Source organism: Belnapia arida (assembly GCF_016773205.1).
GTDB lineage: Bacteria > Pseudomonadota > Alphaproteobacteria > Acetobacterales > Acetobacteraceae > Belnapia > Belnapia arida.
On the sequence record NZ_JAETWB010000017.1, the window covers coordinates 18,117 to 43,143 of the forward strand.

The 25,027-nt window shown below is 67.3% G+C and carries 19 protein-coding genes and 1 other annotated feature; of the genes, 14 read left to right on the top strand and 5 right to left on the bottom strand.

The window, feature by feature from the left end; translation table 11 throughout:
* The first annotated feature begins 204 nt into the window (after window positions 1-204).
* From JMJ56_RS22325 to JMJ56_RS22340, 4 genes are all read left to right on the top strand, one after another.
* Window positions 205-612 (top strand): hypothetical protein, encoded by a 408-nt coding sequence (locus JMJ56_RS22325; protein ID WP_202833988.1) that lies wholly within the window; start codon window positions 205-207, stop codon window positions 610-612.
* Between the two features lie 326 nt (window positions 613-938).
* Window positions 939-1,361, top strand: coding sequence for a PadR family transcriptional regulator (locus JMJ56_RS22330; protein WP_202833989.1), 423 nt, complete (start codon window positions 939-941; stop codon window positions 1,359-1,361).
* Between the two features lie 54 nt (window positions 1,362-1,415).
* Window positions 1,416-2,873 carry an NAD(P)-binding domain-containing protein gene (locus JMJ56_RS22335; protein WP_202833990.1) on the top strand — a complete coding sequence of 486 codons (1,458 nt, stop codon included), beginning with the start codon at window positions 1,416-1,418 and terminating at the stop codon, window positions 2,871-2,873.
* Window positions 2,870-4,102: an MFS transporter gene (locus tag JMJ56_RS22340; protein ID WP_202833991.1), complete on the top strand. Its 1,233-nt coding sequence runs from the start codon at window positions 2,870-2,872 to the stop codon at window positions 4,100-4,102. The genes JMJ56_RS22335 and JMJ56_RS22340 overlap by 4 nt, the downstream gene beginning before the upstream one ends.
* A 12-nt stretch (window positions 4,103-4,114) precedes the next feature.
* Here JMJ56_RS22340 and JMJ56_RS22345 read toward each other — a convergent pair whose 3' ends face one another.
* Together JMJ56_RS22345 and JMJ56_RS22350 are read right to left on the bottom strand one after the other, a co-directional pair.
* Entirely contained in the window at window positions 4,115-4,462 is a 348-nt protein-coding gene (locus JMJ56_RS22345; RefSeq protein ID WP_202833992.1) for a hypothetical protein, read from the bottom strand.
* Window positions 4,462-4,839 (bottom strand): hypothetical protein, encoded by a 378-nt coding sequence (locus tag JMJ56_RS22350; protein WP_202833993.1) that lies wholly within the window; start codon window positions 4,837-4,839, stop codon window positions 4,462-4,464. Before JMJ56_RS22350 ends, JMJ56_RS22345 begins: the two co-directional genes overlap by 1 nt.
* A 258-nt stretch (window positions 4,840-5,097) precedes the next feature.
* Here JMJ56_RS22350 and JMJ56_RS22355 point away from each other — a divergent pair, with 258 nt between their 5' ends.
* The 6 genes from JMJ56_RS22355 (at window position 5,098) to JMJ56_RS22380 (ending at window position 13,465) form a co-directional block, all read left to right on the top strand.
* The gene (locus tag JMJ56_RS22355; protein WP_202834049.1) at window positions 5,098-5,946 is read left to right on the top strand and encodes a substrate-binding domain-containing protein; all 849 of its coding nucleotides are present in this window, start codon (window positions 5,098-5,100) and stop codon (window positions 5,944-5,946) included.
* Window positions 5,943-7,406: a sensor histidine kinase gene (locus JMJ56_RS22360; protein WP_202833994.1), complete on the top strand. Its 1,464-nt coding sequence runs from the start codon at window positions 5,943-5,945 to the stop codon at window positions 7,404-7,406. The genes JMJ56_RS22355 and JMJ56_RS22360 overlap by 4 nt, the downstream gene beginning before the upstream one ends.
* A complete protein-coding gene (locus JMJ56_RS22365) occupies window positions 7,396-8,751 on the top strand; it encodes a sigma-54-dependent transcriptional regulator (RefSeq protein WP_202833995.1) in 1,356 nt (451 codons plus the stop codon). The genes JMJ56_RS22360 and JMJ56_RS22365 overlap by 11 nt, the downstream gene beginning before the upstream one ends.
* Before the next feature lie 169 nt (window positions 8,752-8,920).
* On the top strand, window positions 8,921-9,448 hold the full coding sequence (locus JMJ56_RS22370) for an arsenate reductase (azurin) small subunit (protein ID WP_202833996.1): 528 nt from the start codon (window positions 8,921-8,923) through the stop codon (window positions 9,446-9,448).
* Between the two features lie 12 nt (window positions 9,449-9,460).
* Window positions 9,461-12,085, top strand: a complete 2,625-nt coding sequence (locus JMJ56_RS22375; RefSeq protein WP_202833997.1) for an arsenate reductase (azurin) large subunit — start codon at window positions 9,461-9,463, stop codon at window positions 12,083-12,085.
* A gap of 123 nt (window positions 12,086-12,208) precedes the next feature.
* Complete coding sequence (locus tag JMJ56_RS22380; protein ID WP_202833998.1) at window positions 12,209-13,465, top strand: molybdopterin molybdotransferase MoeA; 1,257 nt, start codon at window positions 12,209-12,211, stop codon at window positions 13,463-13,465.
* 340 nt (window positions 13,466-13,805) lie between these two features.
* On the opposite strand, the gene JMJ56_RS22385 is transcribed toward JMJ56_RS22380, so the two are convergent.
* Complete coding sequence (locus tag JMJ56_RS22385) at window positions 13,806-14,867, bottom strand: hypothetical protein (RefSeq protein ID WP_202833999.1); 1,062 nt, start codon at window positions 14,865-14,867, stop codon at window positions 13,806-13,808.
* Window positions 14,868-15,477: 610 nt separating this feature from the next.
* Window positions 15,478-15,533, top strand: a sequence feature (sul1 is cis-regulatory element that is thought to sense ions involved in sulfur or methionine metabolism; They are found in Alphaproteobacteria).
* Between the two features lie 70 nt (window positions 15,534-15,603).
* Between JMJ56_RS22385 and JMJ56_RS22390 the strand changes: the two genes are divergently transcribed.
* On the top strand, window positions 15,604-17,091 hold the full coding sequence (locus JMJ56_RS22390; RefSeq protein ID WP_202834000.1) for a SulP family inorganic anion transporter: 1,488 nt from the start codon (window positions 15,604-15,606) through the stop codon (window positions 17,089-17,091).
* Window positions 17,092-17,385: 294 nt separating this feature from the next.
* Window positions 17,386-17,568 carry a hypothetical protein gene (locus JMJ56_RS22395; protein WP_202834001.1) on the top strand — a complete coding sequence of 61 codons (183 nt, stop codon included), beginning with the start codon at window positions 17,386-17,388 and terminating at the stop codon, window positions 17,566-17,568.
* A 307-nt stretch (window positions 17,569-17,875) separates the two neighbouring features.
* On the opposite strand, the gene JMJ56_RS22400 is transcribed toward JMJ56_RS22395, so the two are convergent.
* Together JMJ56_RS22400 and JMJ56_RS22405 are read right to left on the bottom strand one after the other, a co-directional pair.
* Window positions 17,876-19,105 carry an MFS transporter gene (locus JMJ56_RS22400; RefSeq protein ID WP_202834002.1) on the bottom strand — a complete coding sequence of 410 codons (1,230 nt, stop codon included), beginning with the start codon at window positions 19,103-19,105 and terminating at the stop codon, window positions 17,876-17,878.
* A gap of 154 nt (window positions 19,106-19,259) precedes the next feature.
* Window positions 19,260-19,835, bottom strand: coding sequence for a GNAT family N-acetyltransferase (locus JMJ56_RS22405; RefSeq protein WP_202834003.1), 576 nt, complete (start codon window positions 19,833-19,835; stop codon window positions 19,260-19,262).
* A gap of 77 nt (window positions 19,836-19,912) precedes the next feature.
* On the opposite strand from JMJ56_RS22405, the gene JMJ56_RS22410 reads away from it, so the two are divergent.
* Window positions 19,913-20,824 carry a LysR family transcriptional regulator gene (locus JMJ56_RS22410; protein WP_202834004.1) on the top strand — a complete coding sequence of 304 codons (912 nt, stop codon included), beginning with the start codon at window positions 19,913-19,915 and terminating at the stop codon, window positions 20,822-20,824.
* Between the two features lie 192 nt (window positions 20,825-21,016).
* Entirely contained in the window at window positions 21,017-24,790 is a 3,774-nt protein-coding gene (locus JMJ56_RS22415) for a hypothetical protein (RefSeq protein WP_202834005.1), read from the top strand.
* Window positions 24,791-25,027: the final 237 nt, after the last annotated feature.

Consider the following 25,027-nt stretch of genomic DNA (forward strand, 5'->3'; position numbering starts at 1 on the left):
CTCGTCCATAGCTTGCCATACCTGCCTTACCGGCATTCAAAAACTATTGGTCGGTTGAGAGAGCGCGGAGACAAATATCGATGGAAGCAAGCTATCAGGTCACGGTAGGGCGTCTGTGGTTTCACAGGCCGAAACTGAGAAGGCGGTAAGAGCAATTTATTAAACGTTTGCTCCAGCACCGCTCTCTACGTGGAGTGAGCCAAGATGCAAGACGACATGGAAGCACGTTTTCAGAAGCTGAGCGCTGCCCTACTTCAAAAGGCAGGCGGGACCCTCTCTTTGGAGGAAGCAGCTCAACAGCTAAGAATGGGTGAGCAAGAGCTGCACGATAAAATACAAGCAGGCGGCGTGCTTGGGATGGTGCATGGTGAAAAAATCACAATTCCTAGAATGCAGATTGTGCTGAAAGAGGACAAACCGGACATCCTTTCAGGCATCAGCGAGTCGGTAGATATTTTTGACACCTCCAAAGCAGGGCGATGGGCGGCGCTCCAATTTCTCGTAGAGCCAGATCCCAATTTGGGCCGGACTCCGATTGAGGCACTTAAAGGCGGTGAAGTTGCTGCTGTCATTCATGCGGCGCGGGCACGCCTCAGGTTGGATGAAGAATAAGTTGCTTCCGCCTGCGGTCAGCACCTCGGCGATATCGTAAGGACGATGCCCTCCACTCGCCTGCTACCATTTGGCTACGTCAGTTAGGTCGTTGCAGCGAACGGTACCCAATAAGCCATCGGCTTGCCTAGCACTTGGTAGCCTGTACCGAGCGAGGTTGGCCCGTCGCTAGGCGCTGAACGTCAACTCTCGGCCCGCCTACGCCGCCAGCCTTCTCTGCCGCCGCTCTGGCCCAATAGACTCACTTAGGCGCCGCCCAAGAAAAAAGGTCACCAGCATGGAAATCGTAGCTTGATGCATCGCAGTGCGATGCATAGATTACCGATATGTCCAGCAAGCCTGTCCTTCGCGCCGTCGCCCGCCCCTCGCCAGACTTTACGGACCGCGCCTACTGGGCGGGTACCATCAAGATGGCGCTGAGCCGTTTCTTTGTCCTGCAGGTGCTGCACGATGGCCCCGCGCATGGCTACGACATCGCCAGGGCGGTCGAGCGAACCACAAATGGCTGCTGCTCGCCCTCCGAGGGTGCCCTCTACCCGACGCTGCGCGAGTTCGAGCAGGGCGGCTATGTCACCTCGGAAACCGAGGTCGTCTCCGGCCGCGAGCGCCGCGTCTACACGCTGACCGACAAGGGCCGCGAAGCCTTCAAGGTCGGCCTTGGCGCCTGGATGGATGCCACCGCCGCCCTAACCGAGACCGGCCGTGCCGCCAAGGCGCGCGAAACGGCTGGGGAGGCCTGCAAGTGCTGAACCTCCATTTGTCTTGATGCATCGCCCATAGAGGTATGAGGAAGGAGAACCAAGATGAACTCATGTTGCTCCGCCAACCGGCGTCCCGAGGCCCCGGACGCCGTGCGCCCGAACCCTGCCTCGCTCCCGGTCGCCGTCATCGGCGGCGGCCCGGTCGGCCTTGCCGCAGCCGCGCACCTCCACGAGCTCGGGCTGGAGCCGGTTGTGCTCGAGACCGGTCCTTCGGTCGGTACGGCGCCGCTAGCCTGGGGCCACGTCCACATGTTCTCGCCATGGCGCTACAACATCGACCGCGCCGCCCGAACTCTGCTGGAGCGGCACGGCTGGACGGCGCCGGACCCAGAGGCCTTCCCGACAGGCCGTGACCTCGTCGAGGGCTACCTGGCGCCGCTCGCCGCCCTGCCGGAGATTGCAGAACGCCTGCGGCTGAACACGCGCGTCACCGGCGTCGCCCGGCTGCGCGCGGGCAAGGTCCGGAACGCCGGACGCGAGCAGCAGCCCTTCGAGGTGCGGTTCGAGGATGAGCACGGAACGCAGGGGCGGATCCTTGCCCGTGCCGTCATCGTCGCCACTGGCACCTGGGGCAACCCAAGCCCGGCCGGTTCCTCTGGCCTGCCCGCTATCGGCGAGCGCCAGGCAGCCGGTCGGATCCGCTACGGCATGCCCGACATCCTCGGCACAGACCGCACACGCTACGAAGGCAAGCGAGTCCTTGTTGTCGGCTCCGGCCACTCCGCCATCGGCACCCTCATCGACCTCGCCTCCCTCGCCGAGCAGGCGCCTGGCTCCTCCGTCCTCTGGGCCGCGCGGGGCACCGACCTGACACGGGCCTACGGCGGCGGCGCGGCCGACCAGCTGCCGGAGCGTGGCGCGCTTGGGCAGCGGCTGCGGCAGCTCGTCGAGAGCGGCACCATCGAGCTTCTGGCGCCCTTCTCCGTCGACGAGATCCAGTGTGAGTCCGGCGGGACCTTGACGGTGCAGAGCGCTGAAGGCCGTGTGGTCAAGGTCGACGAGATGGTAGTGGCCACCGGCCTGCGGCCTGACCTCAGCATCCTCGGCGAGGCTCGAACGGACCTCGACCCGGCGCTCGAATGCCCGCGCGTGCTGGCGCCGCTCATTGACCCGAACCTGCACTCCTGCGGCACTGTCAGGCCGCACGGCGCCGAGGAACTGGCACAGCCGGATGTGGGTCTTTTCATGGCCGGGATGGCAAGCTACGGCCGGGCGCCGACCTTCCTGCTGGCGACTGGCCACGAGCAGGTCCGCTCCATTGCCGCCTTCCTCGCGGGCGACGTCGAGGCGGCGCGCCGGGTCGAACTGGACCTGCCGCAGACCGGCGTCTGCAGCTCCAGCCGCGTGCTTCCGGAGGCGGTGGACACCGCGGCATCGTGCTGCATGCCAGAGACGCCGCAAGGCGGCGGCTACGCGCCCAAGCCGGAGCTTATCGAGGACCCACCCTGCTGCGCCAGCCCGGCTCGCAAGGAGCTCGCCCCGGTCGAACCGGCTGAATGAGCCTCGATACCGCAGCCGGGGGCACCGCCCCGGTGGACCCGGCCACCAGCCGTCCGAGGCTGGTGGTCGTGTCGGCGGTGGGTGTGGCGCAGATTCTCGCCTGGGGCAGCAGCTACTACCTACCCGCCGTTCTGGCCGGGCCTGTCGCGGCCGACACCGGGTGGCCACTCGCCTGGGTGGTGGGGGCCCTGTCCGTCGGTCTGCTGGTTTCGGGCCTGGTCTCGCCACGGGTCGGGCACATCATCGAGCGCCATGGCGGTCGCCCCGTTCTGGCCGCCAGCGCCGTCCTGCTCGCCGTCGGCCTGCTGGGCCTTGCCCTGGCGCCCAACCTTCCGCTCTTCGTCGCGGCCTGGGTGGTCATCGGGTTCGGGATGGGTGCCGGTCTCTACGACCCTGCCTTTTCCGCGCTCGGTCGACTGTATGGCGAGGACGCGCGGCCGGTCATCACCCAGGTCACCCTGTTCGGGGGTTTCGCCAGCACGGTCTGCTGGCCGCTGACCGCGTTCCTCGCCACGCACCTGGGCTGGCGCGGCGCCTGCCTGACCTATGCGGCGCTGATGGTCGCGGTGGTGATGCCCCTCTACCTGCTCGCCCTGCCGCGCGAGGCAGAGCGGCCGCCGAAGCCTGCCATGGCGGGTTCGCCGCCACCCGGGCACGTGCGTCCGGACCAACGTGCCGCCTTCCTCCTGCTCGCGGCGGGCTTCACCCTGGCCTACGGCACCATGACCATCATCGGCGTGCACCTCCTCATGCTGCTGCAAGCTCAAGGGCTGGCCCTCGCGGCGGCGGTCGGCCTCGGCACGTTGATCGGTCCTGCGCAGGTCGGCGGGCGCATCCTCGAGATGGCTTTCGGCAAGAAGACCCACCCCGTCTGGAGCCTGGTCGCCTCCTCGGTCCTGGTCGCGGTCGGCCTTGGCCTGCTGGTCGGGGTGCCGGGCATCGCGGCGGCCAGCATCGTCCTCTACGGAATGGGCAGCGGCATCCGTTCCATAGCCCGGGGGACTGTGCCGCTCGCGCTGTTCGGCCGCGAAGGTTATGCCATTCTCATGGGCCGCCTGGCGCTGCCGACCTTGCTTGCCACGGCGGCGGCACCCTTGATTGGCGCCTGGTTGCTGGACAGCATGGGTCCCCATGGGACGCTCGCCGTCCTGTGCGGCGCCGCCCTGGTGAACGTGGCGTTGGTGCTGCCCCTTGTTCCGATGGCTCTCAGGCCACGTCGGTCTGACTAGAGCCGGGCCGGGTCAGATAGCCGCGCTCGGTTCCCTGATCCAGGTGACGGAAGCGCGCGGAAGGTGAAGCTCCTCGAGGATGGCGGGCAGGAAGTCAGCCGCCTCTGAAAACCGCTCCGGATCGTGCGCCATGTAAAGCGTCACTTCGTCCGCAGGGTGTCCCCTATACTGAATCAGGGCAAGCGGCACCCGACCGTCCACTTTGAGGCCAGCGACTTTGTACGTATCCAGATCGTCGGCGTCCTCCCCAAAACGGATACCCAGCTCGTGCTCGAAATACTCGAGCGTTCGATTGATGACCGCTTGAGGGACGAATTCAGCGCCCGTGAACACCTCGGCGAGGTCGACCTGACGGATCATCAGGGCACCCTCTTGGTCACGGTGATCTTAATCACAGCAAACCCCTGTGCATTGAGCGTGACGCCTGGCTGGTGGCCATAATACCAGAGGGCGTCGCGCGGTGGCTTGTTGGGCGCAGGCAGGACCGGAGTTGTGAACTCAATACCCTGGCGACCTGCCGGTAGCGGCCCGGTGTAGGCTTTGACCGAAGGAATGCTGCTTCCCCGGGCCGGTTGACCCCACAGTTCGCCCGAACTCTGCTGCAGATGGCCGAGGGCGAACGTCTGAGAGGTCCCGTTCTCCAGCCTGTGGTAAAGCTGCGCCTGCTGCGGAGGAGGCCGCGTAGAACGGGAAATGGTTGCGGAAAGCCGGGCTGCAGCACTTTCTGGCATCTCCAACCGAGCATCCCGACCTGCCGAGTTCGCCATCACCCCGTCAGGGATGTGCCGGTCTGTCAACAAGACAGGAACGCGCGCGCCTGCTCCGGGTTGGTTCTCGCGAAGACGCAAGAACTTCCTAGGCGATGCTGCGAAGGCCATCGAGCGGCATACGCGGAGCCTCAATGCCCAGCCAACTCCCAACGTCGCATGTCGCACCGTTCGGAGGTGGCGCCGCGCGCAGATCACGTCTTAGATGCCCTCGGAAGCGGTGACGGAATGAAGGCACCCTGGCTCATCGGTCGGAGAGCGCTCCTGGCCACCGCGGCGGCAGGACCGGTACACGCGGCCGCGCCGGTCCGCTTCGGGCTTACTCCGGTCTTCCTGGACTCGGACCTGGCGCTCCTGCGAGACCTTGGAAGGCATCTCGAGGCAGCTCTCGGCTCTCCGGTCCAGCTGGTAAAGCGCCGCACTTACCAGGAAATCGTGGCCATGCTTCTGGCGGGGCAGCTCGACGCCGCCTGGATCTGCGGCTTCCCCTATGTCCGCCATGCCGACCGGTTGTCCCTGCTGGCTGTGCCGCTCCACCGCGGGCGCCCGCTCTACCAGTCCTACCTGATCGCCGACGCGAGCCTGGACGTGTCCTCGATCGATGACCTCCGCGGCCATTCACACGCTTTCTCGGATCCGGACAGCAACTCCGGCTTCCTGGTCACGCGCTGGCTCCTGTCGGCGCGCCACGAACGGCCCGAAGGGTTCTTCAACCGGCCTTTCTTCGCTTATGGACACCGGAACGTCCTACGGGCGGTGGGGGCAGGCTTGGCCGATAGTGGCTCGGTGGACGGCTACGTCTGGGAGACGGTCGCGGACCGCGAACCAGCCGTCACAGCGGGCACCCGCGTCGTCGCGCATTCGGAGTGGCACGGCTTTCCTCCTATCTGCTGCTTGTCCGAAAGCCGGGACGGTCCCGCGGCCCGGGGCCTCGCCGCTGCGCTCCTCGAGATGCGGGAGAGCGAATCCGGGCAACGGGTGCTTGAGACCCTCCGGCTGGACGGCTTCGTTTCGGCCGAGCCAGCTCTGTACGACAGCATCGCCCGCATGGCGGCCGAGGTGGGAGCGCGGACATGATCCGGCTCGACGCTCTCGACCCGCGGCGTTGGCCGCTTGCCGTCCGGGTGCCGCTGATTGTCGCCGTGCTGGTCGCGGGCGTGGCCCTCGCTACGGGGCAGGCCGTGCTGTCCCGTCTTGCACGCGACCAGGAGCGCCACCTGTCGGAACTGGCCTCCGCCTTCCTAGACGGCCTGGCGACTGCAGTGCAGCCCGCTGCCGCGAGAGCCGACATCTGGGAAGCGTTCGACGCCCTCGACCGCGCACGCGCGAGATACGGCGCCCTCCGACCGATGCTGTTCGCGGTCCTCCTGCCGGACGGGACGGTCCTGGCGTCGGCGGAGCCCCGCAGCATCCCGAGCGGTACTAGGCTCGCTGCGGCTCTCGCTGCACAGGCCGATGCCGCAGCGGCTGCCGGGAGGCCGGTGCTCGACGCAGATGCCGCGACCGCCGTTCTGGCGCGTGACCTTGCCGAAGGCGACGTGCCCGTGGGCCGCATCGTCGCCCAGGCCGACATCGGACCGCTCCTGGCCGAGCGCCGGGCTGTAGTCCGGACACTTGTTCTCGCCAACGGGGCGTTCGCCCTGGTCTTCGCGGCTGCAGGAGTCCTGCTTGTTCGCCACCTTCTCGCGCCCGCCGACCTCGTGCGGCGGCGGCTGACCGAAGCAGCTCGCAGCGGGCGGCCGGTTCCGGTGGATGAGACGGTTGGAATCGGTCCGGAGCACGCGGCCCTCCTAGCTGCCTGGAACCAGGCCGCAGCTGCGTCCGCTGAACGCGAAGCTATGGCGGCCCGGCTCGCCAAGGAGGAGCGCCACGCGCAAGTGGGCCGTCTCGCCGCCGCCATGGCTCACGAGGTCAACAACCCCCTTGGCGGGCTGATCACGGCGGTCGACACGCTGAGCGACCATGGCGACGACCCCGAGGTGCGCGCGGAGGCCCTCGGCCTGCTCCGGCGCGGCCTGGGCGACATCCGCAACGTCGTAAGAGCTGGCCTCGCCACCTGGCGAGGCGCCGCCAGCACCGTGGCGCTGGCGGCGCAGGACTTCGACGACCTCCGGCTGCTCGTGCGCCATGAGGTGGCGCGCCGCGGGCTCACCCTGGATTGGCGGAACGAGCTGTCCGGCGAGGTCGCCGTGGACCGAACCCTGGCGCGCCAAGTGGCGCTCAACCTGCTGCTCAACGCCGCCACGGCCTCTCCGCCGCACGGCACACTTCGCTTCCGGGCAAGCGAACTGCACGGCGGAGGCGCGGTCGTCGAGGTGACCGATGCCGGTCCCGGCCTTCCGCCCGCGGTAGAGGCGCTGCTGCATGCGCGCGACGGGCCGCCGCCTGAGGATGGCGGCCTCGGTCTCTGGACCGCGGTGCGCTTGGTCCGAAGCCTCGGCGGCCGCATCGTCCGGCTGCCATCCGATACCGGCACCCGCCTCGTCGCCGAGTTGCCCGCGGCGCCTGCCCCGATGGAGGCCGTCCATGCCCTCTGAACGCGGCCGCATCCTGCTCGTGGAGGACGACGCGGTCATGGGCGGCACCCTGGCGCAGCGGCTCAGGCTGGAGGGCTACAGCGTCGAGTGGGCGCATGGCGCCGTCGAGGCCGCGGCGGCGCTCGCTCGCCGCGTCCCTGACCTGCTGCTGTCCGACCTGCGCCTGCCGGACGGCTCTGGCGAGGAGCTATTCCTCGCCTACCGGGAGCGCCTGGCTGGAACGCCTGCCCTGCTGATGACCGCATACGCCGGAATCGACCAAGCCATCCGGCTCCTCAAGGCTGGCGCGGACGACTTTCTGGTCAAGCCGGTCGAGACCGCGGACCTGCTTGGCCGCATCGAGGCGCTCCTTGCCCGCAAGCTCGTCGCGCCCGAGGACGCCGTCCTCGGCCCCTCGGCCGCGATACGCCGGGTCGAGGCTGTCTTGCGCCGCGCCGCCTCGAGCGACAGCACGTCTTTGCTGCTCGGGGAGACCGGCACGGGCAAGGAGGTCGCTGCCCGGCTGCTGCACGCCCTATCACCCCGTGCCCGGCTGCCCTTCGTTGCCGTCAACTGCGCCGCGATCCCGGCCGACCTCCTGGAGAGCGAGGTCTTTGGGCACGAGCGCGGCGCCTTCACGGGCGCGACCTCGCGGCGAGAGGGTTACGCGGAGCGCGCGGGAGGGGGAACGCTGTTCCTCGACGAAGTGGCCGAACTCCCGCCGCAGCTCCAGGCGAAGCTCCTACGCCTGCTGGAGGCACGCGAGTTCACCCGGGTCGGAGGCAACGCCGTCTTGCCCTTCAAGGCGAGGACGATCGCCGCCACAAATGTGGACCTAGACGCCCGCGTGCGCGACGGCCGCTTCCGCGAGGACCTGCTGTACCGGCTCGACGTCATCCGGGTCGAAATCCCGCCGCTGCGCGCCCGGCCGGAGGATGTCGTCCATCTGGCCCGCCATTTTCTTGAAAGCGCCTCCGGCCGGTCGCCTCGGCCCCTGCGCGGCTTCGACGAGCAGGCGGTGAAGGCGATGGAGACGCACGCCTGGCCGGGCAACGCCCGGGAGTTGCGAAACCGGGTGGACCGCGCGGTGGCGCTGGCGGACGATCCCTGGATCGGTGCCGCCGACCTTTTTCCGGACCGCCGAGGGGCGACAGCAACCGAGGACGCCGCGGCGACGCTCGCCGAGGTCCTCGTGGCCGCCGAACGTCGCGCCGTCGCCAGTGCCCTTGAGGTAACCGGCTGGGACGTTGGCGCAGCTGCAGCACGCCTTGGTGTCGGCCGCTCCACCCTGTTCGAAAAGGTTCGCCGCCTTGGGCTCGCGCGGCCCGTCGAGACCAGCGGGAGTCCAGCTTCCGGGACTGGCTGAGTCTTAGCAGTCCGGACGGCGGGACTGCGCCTGATGTAGCAGCGCACCGAACTTGGGTCTTGTTTCGGCCTTTTGCCTACCCTTTGGCCATGCTGCGGCCCGCGACTGCCTGTCCTGCCGGGCTGGCACAAACGCTGCACTTCCCATCCCGATCGAGGGAGGGCCAGTTATGTCGGGTTGCAACAAGGTCGCGGAAGCGGGACGCCGCTTCTTCCTGGGCCGGGGAGCGCTCGCAGCGGCCGGTGCCGCCGCCGTAGCCGCCGCACCGGCGGCACCGGCCAGGGCCGCCCCGGCGCTGGCCCAGGTCACCTATCCGCGCGCCAAGCTAGCCAACATCCGCGACCTCAAACCCAACGAGCCGCTGGACATCGCCTACCCCGATGCGGACAGCCCCGGCGTGCTGCTCAAGCTGGGCACCCGCGTTGAAGGCGGTGTCGGACCGGACGGCGACGTCGTGGCCTACTCGACCCTCTGCCCGCACAAGGGCTACCCCATGTTCTACCGGACCGACGACCGGACGCTGAACTGCCCCGGGCACTACAGTCGCTTCGACTGCGAGAAGGGCGGACTGCAGATCTGGGGGCACGCGACCCAGAACCTCGCCCAGTACCGCCTGCAGGTCGACGGCAACGGGGACATCCAAGCCGAGGGCGTGGACGAACTCATCTACGGCCGCCATTCCAACGTGCTCGGCTGAGGGGGAGCGGACATGGCTTACAAGCGCAACATCGACCGCCTCCCAATCCCGCCGCGCGACGCGCGGGTGAACAACGTGACCTGCCACTTCTGCATCGTGGGCTGCGGCTATAAGGCTTACACTTGGCCGATGAACCGGCAGGGCGGCCCGGCGCCCGGTGAGAACGCCTACGGCGAGGACCTGCGCGGCCAGCAGGGCGCTGACAGCGCCGGTTGGGTGGCGCCCTCGATGTACAACGTGGTCAAGCAGGACGGGCGCGATGTCCAGATCGTCATCAAGCCCGACCACGACTGCGTGGTGAACTCCGGGCTCGGCTCGATCCGCGGCGCCCGCATGGCGGAGGTGTCCTACTCCGCCGTCACCGGCACGCAGCAAGCGCGCCTGACCGACCCCCTTGTCTGGCGCTACGGCACCATGTCACCGACATCCTGGGAGGACAGCCTCTCGCTGGTCGCCGAGGTCACCCGGCGCGTGGTCGAGGAGCAGGGCGAGGACGGACTCATCGTCTCCGCCTACGACCACGGCGGCGCCGGGGGCGGCTACGAGAACACCTGGGCCACCGGCAAGCTCTACTTCGAGAGCATGAAGGTGAAGAACATCCGGATCCACAACCGGCCCGCCTACAACTCCGAGGTCCACGGCACCCGGGACATGGGCGTCGGCGAGTTGAACAACTGCTACGAGGACGCGGAGCTCGCAGACACCATCTTCGTTGCCGGGGCCAACAGCCTCGAGACCCAGACGAACTACTTCCTGAATCACTGGGTACCGAACCTTCGCGGGACCAGCCTCGACAAGAAAAAGCAGGAGCTGCCGAACGAGCCGCACGCGGCGGCCCGCGTCATCGTCGTTGACCCGCGGCGCACAGTCACCATTGCCGCATGCGAGGCGGAGGCAGGCAAGGACAACGTCCTGCATCTGCAAATCAACAGCGGCACCGACCTCGCGCTGTTCAACGCCCTGTTTACCGAAATTGCGTCGCGCGGCTGGGTGGACCGCTCCTTCATCGACGCGAGCACCAGTGGCTTCGATGCGGCCGTGGCGGGCAACAAGACCTCGGTGGAGGACGCTGCCCGCATCACCGGCCTGTCCGTGGCGGACATCCGGAAGGCGGCGTCGTGGATCGCGGAGCCCAAGCAGGGCGGCGCCCGGCGCCGGACTATGTTCGCCTACGAGAAGGGCATCATCTGGGGCAACGACAACTACCGAACCAATCAGGCCATGGTGAACGTGGCGCTGGCCACCGGCAACATCGGACGTCCGGGCGGCGGCTGCGTGCGCCTCGGCGGCCACCAGGAGGGCTACGCCCGCCCGTCCGACGCACATGTCGGCAGGCCCGCCGCCTACGTCGACCAGCTGCTCATCCAGGGCAAGGGCGGCATCCACCACGTCTGGGGCTGCGACCACTTTAAGACCACGCTGAACGCGGGCGAGTTCAAGCGGACCTATCAGCGCCGCACGAACATGGTGAAGGAGGCGATGGACAGCGTCCCGGCCGGTGACCGCCCGGCCCAGGTCGAGGCCATCATAAAGGCTATCCGTGCTGGCGGACTGTTCACGGTGAACGTTGACATCGTGCCGACGCAGATCGGCTCCTGCGCCCATGTGGTCCTGCCCGCCGCGACTTCTGGCGAGATGAACCTGACCTCCATGAACGGCGAGCGCCGCATGCGGCTGACGGAGCGGTACATGGACCCGCCCGGCCGGGCGATGCCCGACTGCCTCATCGCAGCCCAGTTGGCACAGGCGCTGGAGCGCACCTGGCGCGCGGCTGGCAAGGCCGACATTGCCGACCGGTTCCGCGGCTACGACTGGCAGACCGAGGAGGACGCGTTCAACGACGGCTATCGCAAGCACGAGAAGGGCGGCGAGTTCGTCACCTACGCCCGGTTACGCGCCATGGGGACCAACGGCTTCCAGGAACCCGCCACTGGCCTTGCGGGTACCGGCCCGGTCACAGCCGGGACCACCACAGGAGCCACACCTGGGATGGTCGTCCAAGGCCCGGCAATCGAGGGCGCCCGGGGCAAGGAGCCAGTGCAGCAGGCGGGACCGAACACGGGTCCATCGGCGGCGGCCGCTCCACCGTCAGGCGGCACCGAACCCATTATCGGTACCAAGCGGCTCTATGCGGACGGCAAGTTCAACCGGCCGGATGGCCGCGCAACTTTCGCTGTCGCCGAGTGGCGCGGCCTCCAGGCCGAGGGCAAGCAGGCCGAGAAGGACAAGCACCGCTTCCTGATCAACAACGGCCGCGCCAACCACGTCTGGCAGTCCGCCTACCTGGACCAGCACAACGACTTCGTCCGGGACCGCTTCCCCTACCCGTACATCGAGATGAACCCGGCCGACATGCAGGAGCTGCGGCTCAGCCCGGGCGACCTGGTCGAGGTGTTCAACGGCAACGGCGCCACCCAGGCCGTCGCCTGGCCCGAGGCGCAGGTCCGGCGGAACGAGACCTTCATGCTGTTCGCCTACCCCACCGGGGTGCAGGGCAACGTGGTCAGCAAGGCGACCAACGAGCTCATCATCCCGAACTATAAGCAGACCTGGGGGGACATCCGGAAGATCAGCGACGCACCGGCCGCCGTGCGCCACCTGTCCTGGAAGACCCAGGAATACCGGCCAGCGGGCTGAGCCGGAGCCATGGGTGGCGTGGCCCCATTTCGGGCCACGCCACCGCGCACAAGCAACATAGGAAAGCGGGCCACCGCTCGGTCCTAACCTTCAAGAGAAAGCCTTGAGGAGCCTGCATCCGCCATGACGTCAAAACTGGCGCCGTCGCCGACTGAGGCGGGCTGCGACCGCGCACCGGGTCTCGTCTCCGTCGAGTCCGCACGAGCGGCACTCCTTGACGGGGTGACGCCGGTCTCTGGTCAGGCAACGGTGCCTCTATCTTTGGCTGCCGGTCGGGTCCTCGCGGCGCCGCTTCGCGCCAGCTTCCCCATACCGCCGTTCGATCGCTCGGCGGTGGACGGATACGGGCTCACCGGGTCCGGCGCCGGGCCATTCTCGCTCGTCGGTAGCTATCCGGCGGGCAGCCATGGCCCTCGGCACGTCCGCCCCGGAGAGGCCGTGCGCCTTTTGACGGGCGCGCGCATCCCGCCGGGGGTATGTGCCGTCGCCATGCAAGAGGGCTGCCGGATCGAGGCAGGCGGACGGCTTCGCGCACCGGTCCTGGCGGATGGGGAAAACATCCGCAGGTGCGGCGAGGACGTCGCCTCCGGCGCCCCACTTTTGGAGGCTGGCATCCGGCTCGACCCTCGTCACCTTGCCCTGCTGGCTTCGGCCGGGTTGTGCGAAGTGCCAGTCCGCCGCCGCACCCGCGTTGCCTTGCTGTCCTCGGGCGATGAATTGCTCGCGCCCGGAGCCCCGCTCCGCGAGGCGGCTATCCATGACAGCAACCGGCCGATGCTTGCCGCCCTGCTCGCCGCGAGCGGCGCCGAGGTCGTTGACCTTGGCTTGCTGCCCGACCGGCGCGATGTCATCGCGGGAGCCCTCGCAGGCGCGGGCGGATTTGATGCCATCGTCGCGTCGGGTGGCGTCTCCGGCAGCGAGGCCGACCACTTGCTTGGCGCTTTGCGTGACGCCGGGGGTGAGGGTTCTTGGACCGCCATCGCGCTCAAGCCCGGGAAGCCGTTGGTCTTCGGTCAGCTCGGAGAGGCTCGCTGCCTGTTCCTGCCCGGCAATCCGGTCGCGGCGCTCGTGGGCGCCCTGCTGTTCGCACGGCCACTCCTGGCCCGGTTGGCGGGGCACGCACCGCGTCCCTTGCGCGGCCTTCCCGCGCGCTTGGCGGCCGGTTGGCAACGCAAGCCGGGCCGTGAGGAGTTCGCGCCAGCGATGATCCACGATGGCGAGGAGCTTTTCGTAGAGCGGGTCGGGCGGCCAGGGTCTGCGCGCCTCACACCCCTCGTCGCCGCCGACGGGTTGCTGCGCGTCGGCGCGACCGCAGGCACCCTGCGGGCCGGGGACATGGTCGAGTTCTTCCCGTTCGACGGGTGCTTCGGCCTCGCCTAAAGCACCTGCGCGGTCGAGGAAGGAGGCGACGCACGGTGAGCCGGGAAACTTGCTTTAAGGGCAATTCGATGATTTCAGCAGATGCATCCAAACGCAGCCGAAGCCGATGCCCTCAGACCTGTGAACTACGTCCCCAACATGCTTGCGAACGCTCTCAACACCGCGTCAGGTGCTGCCCTCGGCGAGGCGGCGTAACCCTCAACCAGCGGCTTTTTGTTCAAGCCATTCAGTATCGCCCAGGCAGTCGGCCAAGGTAGGTCCTCATCAATCGCGTCGTCGCTGCAGTAAACGGCGATGTCGTATCGGACCAGCCTCCAGGCCAAACCGGTGTCTTGGTCCATCAAGCACCCCCACGGACGATCTGCGTTGAAACCCCGGCAAGCCCCCTGTCGAGGTGGAAAGCTTTCACCAAGTCGCCGGTGAACTCCGGGACCGCAGTCCAGCGCAGGTGGATTGCATCGAAAAAGTCGCTGGCGGCGAGTGACGGCGATGAGTTGCTGTCCCAGTACTCCGCTCCGCTTTCCGCCAAGGCGGTCCCGATGGCGGCGTTGAGGCGGCCCATGTACTCGCCGTTGGCATCGTGCAACCTCCTCCACTCCGGATGAAGCGGCGTGGACACCACCATGAAACGGCGTCCCTCCTGCCGTAGCTTCGTGGCCAGTCGAGACAGTGCCTCCAAGCAAGCAGGATCCGCCTCGGCAACCTTGCCGTAGAGCAGCGTGCCCCTAACGCCGTCGCCTCCCAGCGGGCCGCTGCCATACTTGTCGAAGACCAGCGGATCGACGCGGTCTGCGCCAGAGCGCTTGTCGGCGATGGACAGGGCGTTGCGGACCAGGGAAACCAGGGAGAAGTAGCGGGTGTAGAGCAGCCAGGGGTTGGCCTGGCCGAAGACGTAGTCATCCACGTCGCCGCGGTCGAAGAAGGCGGTCGAGGACGCAGGGCAGCTGTTAAAGTCTTGCGGCGACGCGATGAGCAGCACGTCCCGCACCGTCCCAAAGTGCCCCAGCAGCCATTCCGCGGCATACCCGGTCTGGTTGATGCTTCGGCCGCACATGCCGCCATTGAACGGCACCGCCTCCGGCGATGCATGGGTCATGGTATCGCCGTCAAAGTGGCGCCACGCGACCGACGAGCCAACCACAAGCATGTTCGGAGCCTCGGGACGCTCCTGCCTCATGAAGGCAAACTTCTCGTCAATGCAGAGGGAATTCGTAAGGGCCGGTGGTGGCAGGTTGCCGGTGGCCGATAGGCCGAGCAGCGATCCATAGTAGAGCGCGAACATGACGGCGAGCGAGCCGAGAAATGAGACTAGGTAGGCGAACCATGTAGGCGTGGCATTCGCCTTCGCCCGACTGACTGCGTCCGCCTTGGCGGCGCGCGGCGACCTTGCTTGCTCACGCATCGGCCGGGCTCCCCATACGGACAGCGATGGCAAGCGGAGCGGTCTCAATGCCCTTGGCGATTATCTCTGTGTCAATGCAGCGTCGAGTTACGCCAACATTGCTGTCGATGGCGTGCTTGGTGAGAGACTGCCAAGTGGAAGCGTTTCTGGAACTCAGATGTAGGCGCGAGCCGCGGAAAGTTTGCGGCGAAAGCGAGGACATGGACATCAAACCATACTCCGCGCGGCTCACCACGTACGGGCACGTGGCCGAACCGAGCAACGGGAGGGGGAAGCGCGGCCATCCATCCCACAAGGCGCGGGACGCATGTAGCCCTGGGCCGCAAGCGGCACATCAGGGCGACAGGGGAGAGGGGGCTATGGCGGCGCGGATGTCATGGTGTCGTCAAGGTACGTGAACGGTTGTTTACCACCTAATCACAAGTCTGCATGCGACATGATCTCGTTCACAGGCGCGGTGCTGCACAACAACGACGACTCTGCGCGTGCGGCATGCGCTGGATTTGGTACTGCTCAATAAGCCTCGTTGGGCCTAACGACCCGAAATCCGGTATTGTGCGCGTAGCTAGGTTGCACTGCAGCACGGTTCGCGTTAACCTAGCCTCATTCGTACGGACCCGGTGTAATCCCGGGTGGCTCTTCCGGCCGCTGATCCGCCGGACAACGCATATGACATCCTAGGACAGCTCAGCGCCTCCAAGCGAGCTCTCCGTGTCCAGTGCGGACTCCTCCCTTTATGAAGCATCCGCTCTCTCCATTCCGTGGGTGGTTCTCGAACATCCGCGGTGACTTCCTCTCCGGCCTCGTTGTCGCCCTCGCCCTGATCCCGGAGGCGATCGGCTTCTCGGTCATCGCTGGTGTTGATCCGAAGGTGGGCCTCTACGCCTCCGTGGTCATCGCCTGCGTCATCGCCTTCGCGGGTGGCCGCCCGGCAATGATCTCCGCCGCGACGGCCGCGACCGCCGTACTCATGGTCGCCCTCGTGCGCGACCATGGCGTGCAGTACCTGTTCGCCGCCACCATCCTCATGGGCGTCTTCCAAATCCTGGCAGGCATCCTCAAGCTGGGGCGGTTGATGCGCTTCGTGTCGCAATCCGTCATGACGGGTTTCGTCAACGCGCTGGCGATCCTGATCTTCCTGGCTCAGCTTCCGGAACTGGTTGACGTCCCGGCGACGACCTACGGGCTCATCGCGCTCGGCCTCGCGGTCATTTACGGACTGCCGCGCCTGACCCGCGCGATTCCCTCGCCGCTCGTCGCCATCGCGGTCCTCACCACCGTGACGGCAGTGTTCCACCTCGACGTGCGGACGGTCGCCGATCTCGGCCAGCTGCCCTCGGCGCTGCCCAGCTTCGGCCTGCCCGAGGTGCCGTTGACGCTCGAGACGCTGCGCATCCTCCTGCCGGTGTCGCTGACGCTCGCCGCGGTGGGCCTACTGGAATCGCTGCTCACCGCGCAGATTGTCGACGACATGACCGACACGCCGAGCGACAAGAACCGCGAATGCATGGGCCAGGGCGTCGCCAACATGGCCTCGGCCATCTTCGGCGGCATGGGGGGGTGCGCGATGATCGGCCAGTCGGTCATCAACGTCTCCTCTGGCGGCCGCGGCCGCCTGTCGACCCTCACCGCCGGGGTGTTCCTGCTGGCGCTGCTGGTCATCTTTCAGGACCTGTTGGCCATCGTGCCGGTCGCCGCGCTGACGGCGGTGATGATCATGGTCTCAATCAACACCTTCTCCTGGGGATCCCTCGCGCGGCTGCGCACCAATCCGCTGCCGTCCTCGGTGGTGATGCTGGCGACGGTCGCGACGGTCGTCGCCACGGCCGACCTCGCCAAGGGCGTCCTGGTCGGGGTGCTGCTCTCCGGCGTCTTCTTCGCTGGCAAGGTCTCCCGGCTGAGCCGCGTCACCTCGGAGCTCTCGCCCAACGGCACGGTCCGCACCTACCGGGTGGAGGGCCAGGTCTTCTTCGCCTCCGCGGGCACCTTCTTCGACTCGATCGACCTGCTGGAGCCGGTTGAGCAGATCGTCATCGATGTCAGCGACGCCCATTTCTGGGACATTTCGGCGGTCGGCGCCCTGGATCGTGTCGTGTTCAAGGGGCGGCGGCATGGGCATGCAGTGCAGGTGATTGGCCTGAACGAGGCGAGCGCCACCATGGTTGACCGCTTCGCCACGCATAAGCAGGACTCGGTCGCCACCCTCGCCGGGCCGCATTCTTGAGGCACCGGGCCGTTTGGCTGGCGCGCGGGTTAGGTGGCGCGCCACTCACCGAGCGCCGGTCACGCCAAACTGCGGCGCCGCTTGCCCAATCGTTCCCACGACGTTCGGGCAGACCCTCGCCAGGAGGTTCACCTCAAACAGCCTTACGGACTCTTTTGGGCCTCTGGATCACCGACAGCACCACATCCATTGCGAGTAAAAATCTAGTTGAAACAACCTTTGCGTGTACGCTGTCTGATCTGCTCTGATGCTTGAGGTTATAGCTGAACAACTCACGGGCTGGAGATGGAAACCATGAGAAGCTTTATCGCTCTGCCCGTAATGGTATTGGGTTTCATCCTAACCTTAATGGCGGCATTTTTGGACTACATCGGAGGGCTTGTGATGGAACTCGGCCTCATTACCGCTGGTGATTCGCCCAGAGACGATTTCTGGCTAAACAAGCCGCACCCTGAAGACAGACACAACAACTCATAGCGTTCACCAACAGCATTACCTCGAATAGGTTTTGGTGGTCTGGCCGCTGGTGCTGAAGTTATTGAGACAGCTTCTGGAGTCCGACGCCATCATGCTAAGGCCTTGCCACGACGTCGGATTGCAACGGTGCCGCAGTGGTCGCCGTGTCTGTGTCCCGGATGCCCTGCGGCAGTTCCAATTCTCCAAAAGCGATGGCAGAGAACGCCCCCGGCGCGGGCTGCAGGACAGGCTCTTAAATCCCAGGAGGGTCGCTCCTGGGAGGCGTGGTCATGCTGACTTCTAGCCCAGCTAGACCGACAGCGCCCATTCAGCCCGCTCTGCCAAGGCGACGCACGACCAACAGTCCGGCGAGGGTGACCACTGCGAGGTGGCCGAAGGCCAGCCCCCAGCCGAGCGCGCCGTCGCCACCCGCGAGGTCGAGGAACCAGCCGACCCCGAGCGGGCCGAGGAACCCGCCCGCGTAGCCCGCCATTGAGTGCAGGCCCATAGTGGCGCCCCGGAGGCGTTTGTCGGCCGCCTGGACCGTCCCGGCAGTCAGCGCCGAGCTATCGAGGTAGATGGCGACGTTCCAGAGCATTACCGCGGCCGCCGCCACCACGACGGAGACGCCGGTCGTCCACCCCGTGACCAGCGACAGCAAGGCGGCGGCGATCATGGCCCAGAGCACCAGCCGCGCACGGCCATACTTCTGCGCGGTCTCGTTCCCGGTGACGGAGACCGCGACACCGGCGAGGCCCGCCACGGTGAACAGGACGGCGGGCGATGGCATCCACCCAGGCGCGTCGAGCCGGGCCGCCGTCGAGGCCAGGAAGGACACAGCCCATCCGCGGAGGGCGGCCATCTCCCAGGTGTGGACGGTGTAGCCGACAATCCACGCCATCGCCCGCCGGTTCTGGAAGACGGGGCGGAAGTCGAGCAGCGGCCCGCGCGCGGCGTCACCCAGGCGGGGCGGCAGTTTGCCCGGCATGACAACCACGGCGATGGCGAAGGCGGTTGCCGCGGCGACGCCGCCGAACGCGAAGGCGGCACTCGGCCCACCCAGTGCGTCGAACAGGTTGGCGGCGGCGAAGGAAACGGCACCCGCGATGCCGACCCCGGCAGCATGCCAGGAAACCGCCCGCGACTGCGCGGTGCCCTCGAGCGGGTCAGCGATGGCCTTGAGGCCGACCATGTAGGCGCCCGCCCAGCCGACGCCCGCCAGGGCGCGCATCAGCAGGCCGGACCAGAACCCGTCTGCCACGAAGGCGAAGCCAAGGTGCGACAGCGCGGTCAGCCCGGTCCCGACGAGGTAGATGCGCCGCACCGGGACGCGGTCGGTCAGAGCCAGGAGCACCGGGACGGCGGGGACGTAGGCGGCGAAGAAAATGCCGACCAGCCAACCGGCCTTGGTCTTCGATAGTTGCCAGCGCTCGATGGTGCCGGGCAGCAGGGCGGGCAAGATGAAGGCGCCGATCTGCGTCAGCACTTGCGCGGCCACGATGGCGGCGACGAAGCTCCGGCTGCCCGGGGTAAGGGCGGCTCGCCCAGCCTCCCTCATGGGATAGCCGCTTGGCCGTCCCTGGCGGGGTGCGCTGTCTGGCTTGCAGCGGCTGGCAGCATCGAGCACCTCGGTGTGGGCGAGGCACCGTAACGACGTTGCCGCGGGATGCGAAGGCGCTGGGTCCGCTGTGCGCTGTCCCCTCTTCCTAGCGTCAGCCGCCCTCGTCCGGGTCCGTGCCGTCTCCCTCGCCGAGCGCGCGCTGGAGCAGGACGGTGTCGAGCCATCGGCCGTGCTTGCGGCCGACCGAGCGGAGGGTGCCGACAAGGCGAAATCCGAATGCTTCATGCAGGCGCACCGAAGCCAGGTTCGCGCTGTCGCCGACCACCGCCACCATCTGCCGCACCCCGAGCGCCTCACACTGCGTGAGCAGCTCCTGGAGCAGCAGGCGGCCGATGCCGCGGCCATTGACGTCGTGGCGCACGTAGACGGAGTTCTCCGCTGTGTTCCTGTAGGCGGCGCGCGGCCGGTAGGCGCTGGCGTAGGCATAACCGAGGATGGCGCCGTCGCCGCCCTCGGCGACCAGGTAGGGCAGCCCGCGGGCGAGGACGTCGGCGCGCCGCCGCCGCATGTCGTCCTCGTTGGGCGGTTCGGTCTCGAAGGAGCCGGTCCCATGCAGGACGTGATGGCCGTAGGTGGCGGCGATGGCGTCAACATCGTCCTCCGCTGACGGCCTGACGCGGATGGTGCTGAGTTGCCCTGTCGCTGGGGCGAAGTCCTGTGTGTTCATGCCTGCAAGACTGCGGCCGCCCGCTCGGGGGTGAAAGGAAATTTATCTGATCCGCGGCATCAGGATAAGTTTTCCGCATGCATGACCCAAGCCTCCGCCAGCTACGGACCTTCCTCTTGGTTGTTGAGACCGGTGGCGTCACCACCGCCGCGCAGGCGCTCGGCCTGACCCAGCCCGCAGCCAGCCAGCAGCTCCGCGAGCTGGAGCGCATCATGGGCGTCCGGCTGCTTGAGCGGGTCGCCGGGCGTGCGGTGCCAACTGCCGCCGGGCGGGCCCTCGTTGAACCGGCCCGGCGGGCGCAGGCCGCGGTCGAGGACGCCAGGGCGGTGGCCGCGGCCCACCGGCTCGGTGAGGTGGGGCGCGTCCGCCTGGGCACGGGTGCCACGGCTTGCATCCACCTCCTGCCACCGGTGCTGGCGGAGCTGAACGCGCGCATGCCCGGCCTCGAGGTCATCATCGCCACCGGAAACACGCCGGACATCCTCCGCCGGGTCGAGGAAGGCGATCTCGACGCGGCGCTGGTCACCCTACCAGCGGCGCTCGCACGTTCGCTCACCACGACCCGGATCGCCACCGACGCCTTGGTGGCACTCCTGCCAGACAGCATGGCGCCCCCGGAGCGCCTCGCGCTGACCGCGGCCGACTTCGACGGACTGCCCCTCATCCTGTACGAGGCGGGTGCGAACACCCGAGCCATCATCGACGCTTGGTTCCATCGAGCGGGCGTTGTCCCTCGACCCATCATAGAGCTTGGCAGCGTCGAGGCCATCAAAGTGCTGGTGGCGGGCCGTCGCGGCTGCTCGGTGTTGCCCTGGCTCGCACTCGGCGGCCACGTCGCGGGCGCCGTGGTGCGGCCTTTGCGTCCAGCCCTCGCACGGCAACTCGCAGTCGTGGTTCGCAAGGAGAAGGTCGTCGACCGGGGCCTTGGAAGGTTGCTCGGCGCCTTGAAAATTGCGGGTAGCCAATCAAGTTCGGTGAACAATGGATAATGGCCGTAAGCGACAAATCCACTTTGGAACCAGAGTAACGGCTGGTGCCGAGCCGCTAAAGGTTATCTCTGAGAACTGCTGCCGCCGTCGCGTCCGACTTGTCGAACCGCCCCATGGTGACGCGCAACTTCCTTTTATGGTATTTTTCTGCTGTCGTTCGTCTGCGAGCGCGGCAGCGACCGGGAGATCCGCATGGAGTGGATAGACAAGCACCACCTCGATGGCTTCGCCGAGAAGACGGATGCGCAAGACAAGCTGCCGCGCCTAGTGGCCGACCTGATCCTGGCCACGTCGGCGGTTCCTGACGTGATGCGCTTCCTCTCAGACGGCGCGGGGCGGGTGCGAGGCTTCGACGGCGTGTTGGTTTCGCCGGGGGCGCCGCCTCACGTACCGCGCGGCAGGTCCTACTGGGAGTTCGGCTGTTCGCGGGACGTAAGGGACAAGGCACGGCGTGACATTCGAAAGCGAAAGGGCGAGGTGGACGACACCGAACGGGCCGCTTCCACCCTCGTCTTCGTCACGCCAAGGCACTACGACACCCCCGGCCACCACCTCCACGACTTCGAGGAGGAACTCCGAGCAGAATCGGGATGGGGAGCCGTCCTGATCGTAGACGGCGGGCGACTGAGGCACTGGCTGGCCCTCGCGTCGGGCGTGGCGGCACGCTGGGCGCGCCTGGAGTTCCAGGCGGCTCCGCAGGGCGTGTGGAGTGTTGAGGAATTCTGGCACGAGTATTCCAACCGCTTCGACCCGCCGCTCAAGGAGGAGGTCATCCTCGCCGGACGACAGCAGCAGGCGACGCAAATGCTCGAGCGTCTCGCCGCCCTCCAACCCGACCGCATCGTCGTCTCAGCCGACTCGCCCGACGAGGCACTCGCCTTTGCTATGGCGGCGCTCCGTAAGGCCGACCCCGCCGTGCGGCTGGTGCTGGAGGCAAGGTCGCTTGTGGTGGACACGCCCGAGGCGGCGCGGGATCTGCGGGACAGGCCGCTCGCCTACTTCCCGACACACGGCGCGGCCCGCAGCGTCGGGTCCCTCGCGCAATGGGGGCCGACCATCCTGGCCAGGGGCCGCAACGACGCAGCCGGTGGCGCTATAGACCTGCGAAGGCCGTCGCGGCACGACTTCGCCGAGGCTTTGCAGCAGCCCAGGATACCCCTGCAGAAGGCGCTTCAGCTCGCATCCGAGTGCGGCAGGAGCGTCACGGTGCTCGCCCGGCGCATCCCAGGCATCGATCACCCTTCACCGGCATGGGCCGCCACCCCCGATTCCCTCCTGCCCGCCTTGCTGGCAGGAGCCTGGGATGCGGCGACGCCCGCCGACAGAGCGGTTGTCGCCCGTCTCGCCGGAGTCGCCGACTACGGAGAATGGGAGGCGCGGGCGCAGCCCTTCCTTGCGATCGATGACCCACCCTTGGAGAACGAAGGCACGGTTTGGAAGGTTCGAGCGCCTGTCGATGCTTTCGTCCTGCTGGGACGCCACCTCGGCGCGGGCCACTTCGAGCGGCTGAGGCAGGCTTGCCTGGATGTGCTGGGCCTCGTGGATGCGAATCTCGACAAGACCAGCGCGGACCTGATGATGGCGGGCCCGGGCGTGCCGCACTCCGACTGGCTTCGGGACGGCCTTGCGACCACGCTGCTGATGACGGCAACCCTCCATAATAGTGCGGGCTGCGGACCGGCGCTGGCAACCGCAGGCGGGCCTGAAAGGTGGGCGGACGCCACGGTGGCAGCGCTACCGGGCCTCGCGACGGATGCACGCCTTCTCGCCAGCCTGCGTGGCACTCTCCCGATCTTGGCGGAGGCCGCCCCCATCCCTTTCGTCGCGGCGATTGAACGCCTCGTGGCAGCCGACCCTGAGGGAGTGCGGTGGCTGTTCGTTGAACGCACCGAATTCATCACGCCCAGGTCTTACCACGTCCATCTCCTCTGGGCATTGGAACGGATTGCTTGGGACCCAGCTGTGCTGCCACAGGCGGCCCTCCTCCTGGCCAGGCTTGCGGCCCTCGACCCGCATCCTGACAGCATGCTCATTAACAGGCCGGTTCGGAGCCTGCGCTCCATTCTGCTGCCTTGGTTGCCGGGCACGGACGCGGACTTGGAGAAGTGTCTCGGCGTGCTGACAGCGATCATCCGAACCAGCGAATCGGTCGGATGGGAACTCTGCATGCGCCTGCTCCCGGAGCATCACGCCGTTGCGGAGCCCACAGCACGGCCCCGTCTCCGAGAAGCCAGCTCCTACGACCACGGACCGTCGAGGCAGGAAACCGCTAAGATGTGGGCTGCGGTCGCCAATCACGTACTCGGCATGGTGGGGACCGATCCCGAACGATGGATCACGCTTCTCGACCGCATCGAGGTCCTCTCATCCGAGGATCAGGCGCGGGCGACGCAGCAATTGGAGGCTGTCTTCGCAGCGACGGAGGTGAAAGAACGAAGGAGGTTGTGGGAGAAGCTCCGGGACATCGCGGCGAGGCATGCCGAGTTCCCCGACGCGGGGTGGACGTTGAAGGGCGAGCGGCTTGAGGTCCTCGCCGGTATCGTGCGCCGGTTCGCGCCCAGCGACAGCGTCTCCGTCGCGGCGCCCCTGTTCGATTTCCATCGTCCGTCACGCCACCGCGCTCTCACGGAAGAGGAGATGACGGCGGAGGCGCTGGAGGAGGCGCGCGGTGTCGCAGTGGCGGACCTGTTGAGCCGCGAAGGGAGCGCCGGACTGCTGCGCCTCGCGGAGGCCGTGCGTGCTCCGTGGCTTCTCGCGGCTCCTGCCGTACTCGCGGCGGGTACGCCCGAGGCCGTCCTCGACCTGTGCGGGACGGCCCAGGCGGCTCGCACCGAGAACTCCGGCATCCTCGCTCGCGCCCTCTCCGGTTCGGCCGACCGCACCTTTGGCGACGCGTGGCGCGAGCTGCTCGCCCGTGCCGCGCGGGAGGGGCGCACGCCGGAGCAGGTGGCCAATCTGGCGCTCGGTCTGGAGGACGGCCCCGGGACCTGGGACTTCGTTGACCGCCTCAGTGACGCCGTGGCCAACTCCTACTGGAGGGGGAGGCATCCATGGCGGCTCGCGGAGGGTGACTCTGCGCTGAACGAGAGGGCGGCTAGCCAGTATCTCTCTGTTGGACGGCCTTACCAAGCGCTGACCACCCTTGCCGAGGCCGCGCGCCCCGCAGCCGCGCTCGTCTTCGAGGCGCTCGACGGTACCCTGTCCGCCTTGAACTCCGGTCCCCTCGACGACCCATCCATGCTCTCATTCCACCTCGAGCAGGTTTTCGATGGGCTGCGCGCACGCGACGACGTGAACCGCACCGACTTGGCCAGGCGTGAGTTCGCCTACCTGCCCCTTTTGGGCCGGGCGCGGGAAGGATACGGGGATTTAGCCATCCTCCACCTCATGGCGGCCGACCCGACCATGTTTGTGGACGCGGTGAAGCTCGTCTTCCGAGGCGCGTCGGAGGAGCCGCGGGAGCTGAATCAGGCGGAGCGCAACCTTGCCAAGGCCGCCTACGACCTCCTCGCTGCGTTTCGCACCGTTCCCGGCGTAACGGCCAACGGCGTGAACGGGGAGGTGACAGCTCTGTGGGTCCGGGAGGCGATGCGGCGGCTGCGGGAGGCCGACCGTGAGGCGATCGGCGCTCAGTGCGTTGGAAAGGTCCTGGCCCACGCGCCGCATGACCTCACGGACGGCGCATGGCCTGCTAGCCCCGTGCGCGACCTCATTGAGGAGGCAGTTTCGGACGACCTTGAGACGGGCATTCGCATTGAGCGCTTCAACATGCGTGGGGTGCACTTGAGGGGGCTCTACGACGGTGGGGACCAGGAGCGACAGCTTGCTGCAGCATACAGGGGGTGGGCGGACGCCTGCACGGCTTGGCCTCGGACCTCGGCCATGCTGGCAAGTGTCGCCGCGGATTGGTTGGAAGATGCTAAGCGTGAAGATGTACGAGCCAGGCAGCGCATGATGGAGGATTGACCCAGCCTTCAGGCTTGCGCGGCTGTATGTCTCCGCTCCGGTGTAGTTCCACCATCCTCCGCGGCATGTCGCACGGCGAGGAAACTGTGTCGGCCGCATGCGGCGCAGCTACCGTTGCAAGCAGCACGATTGCCTCCGTGCCACCATCACGATCACGCCTGCGGCCATGATTGTATGATCCTGCTGCTGCAAAGGCCATTTCCACGCGGCCTGCCAACATCTGTAATCCAATCAACT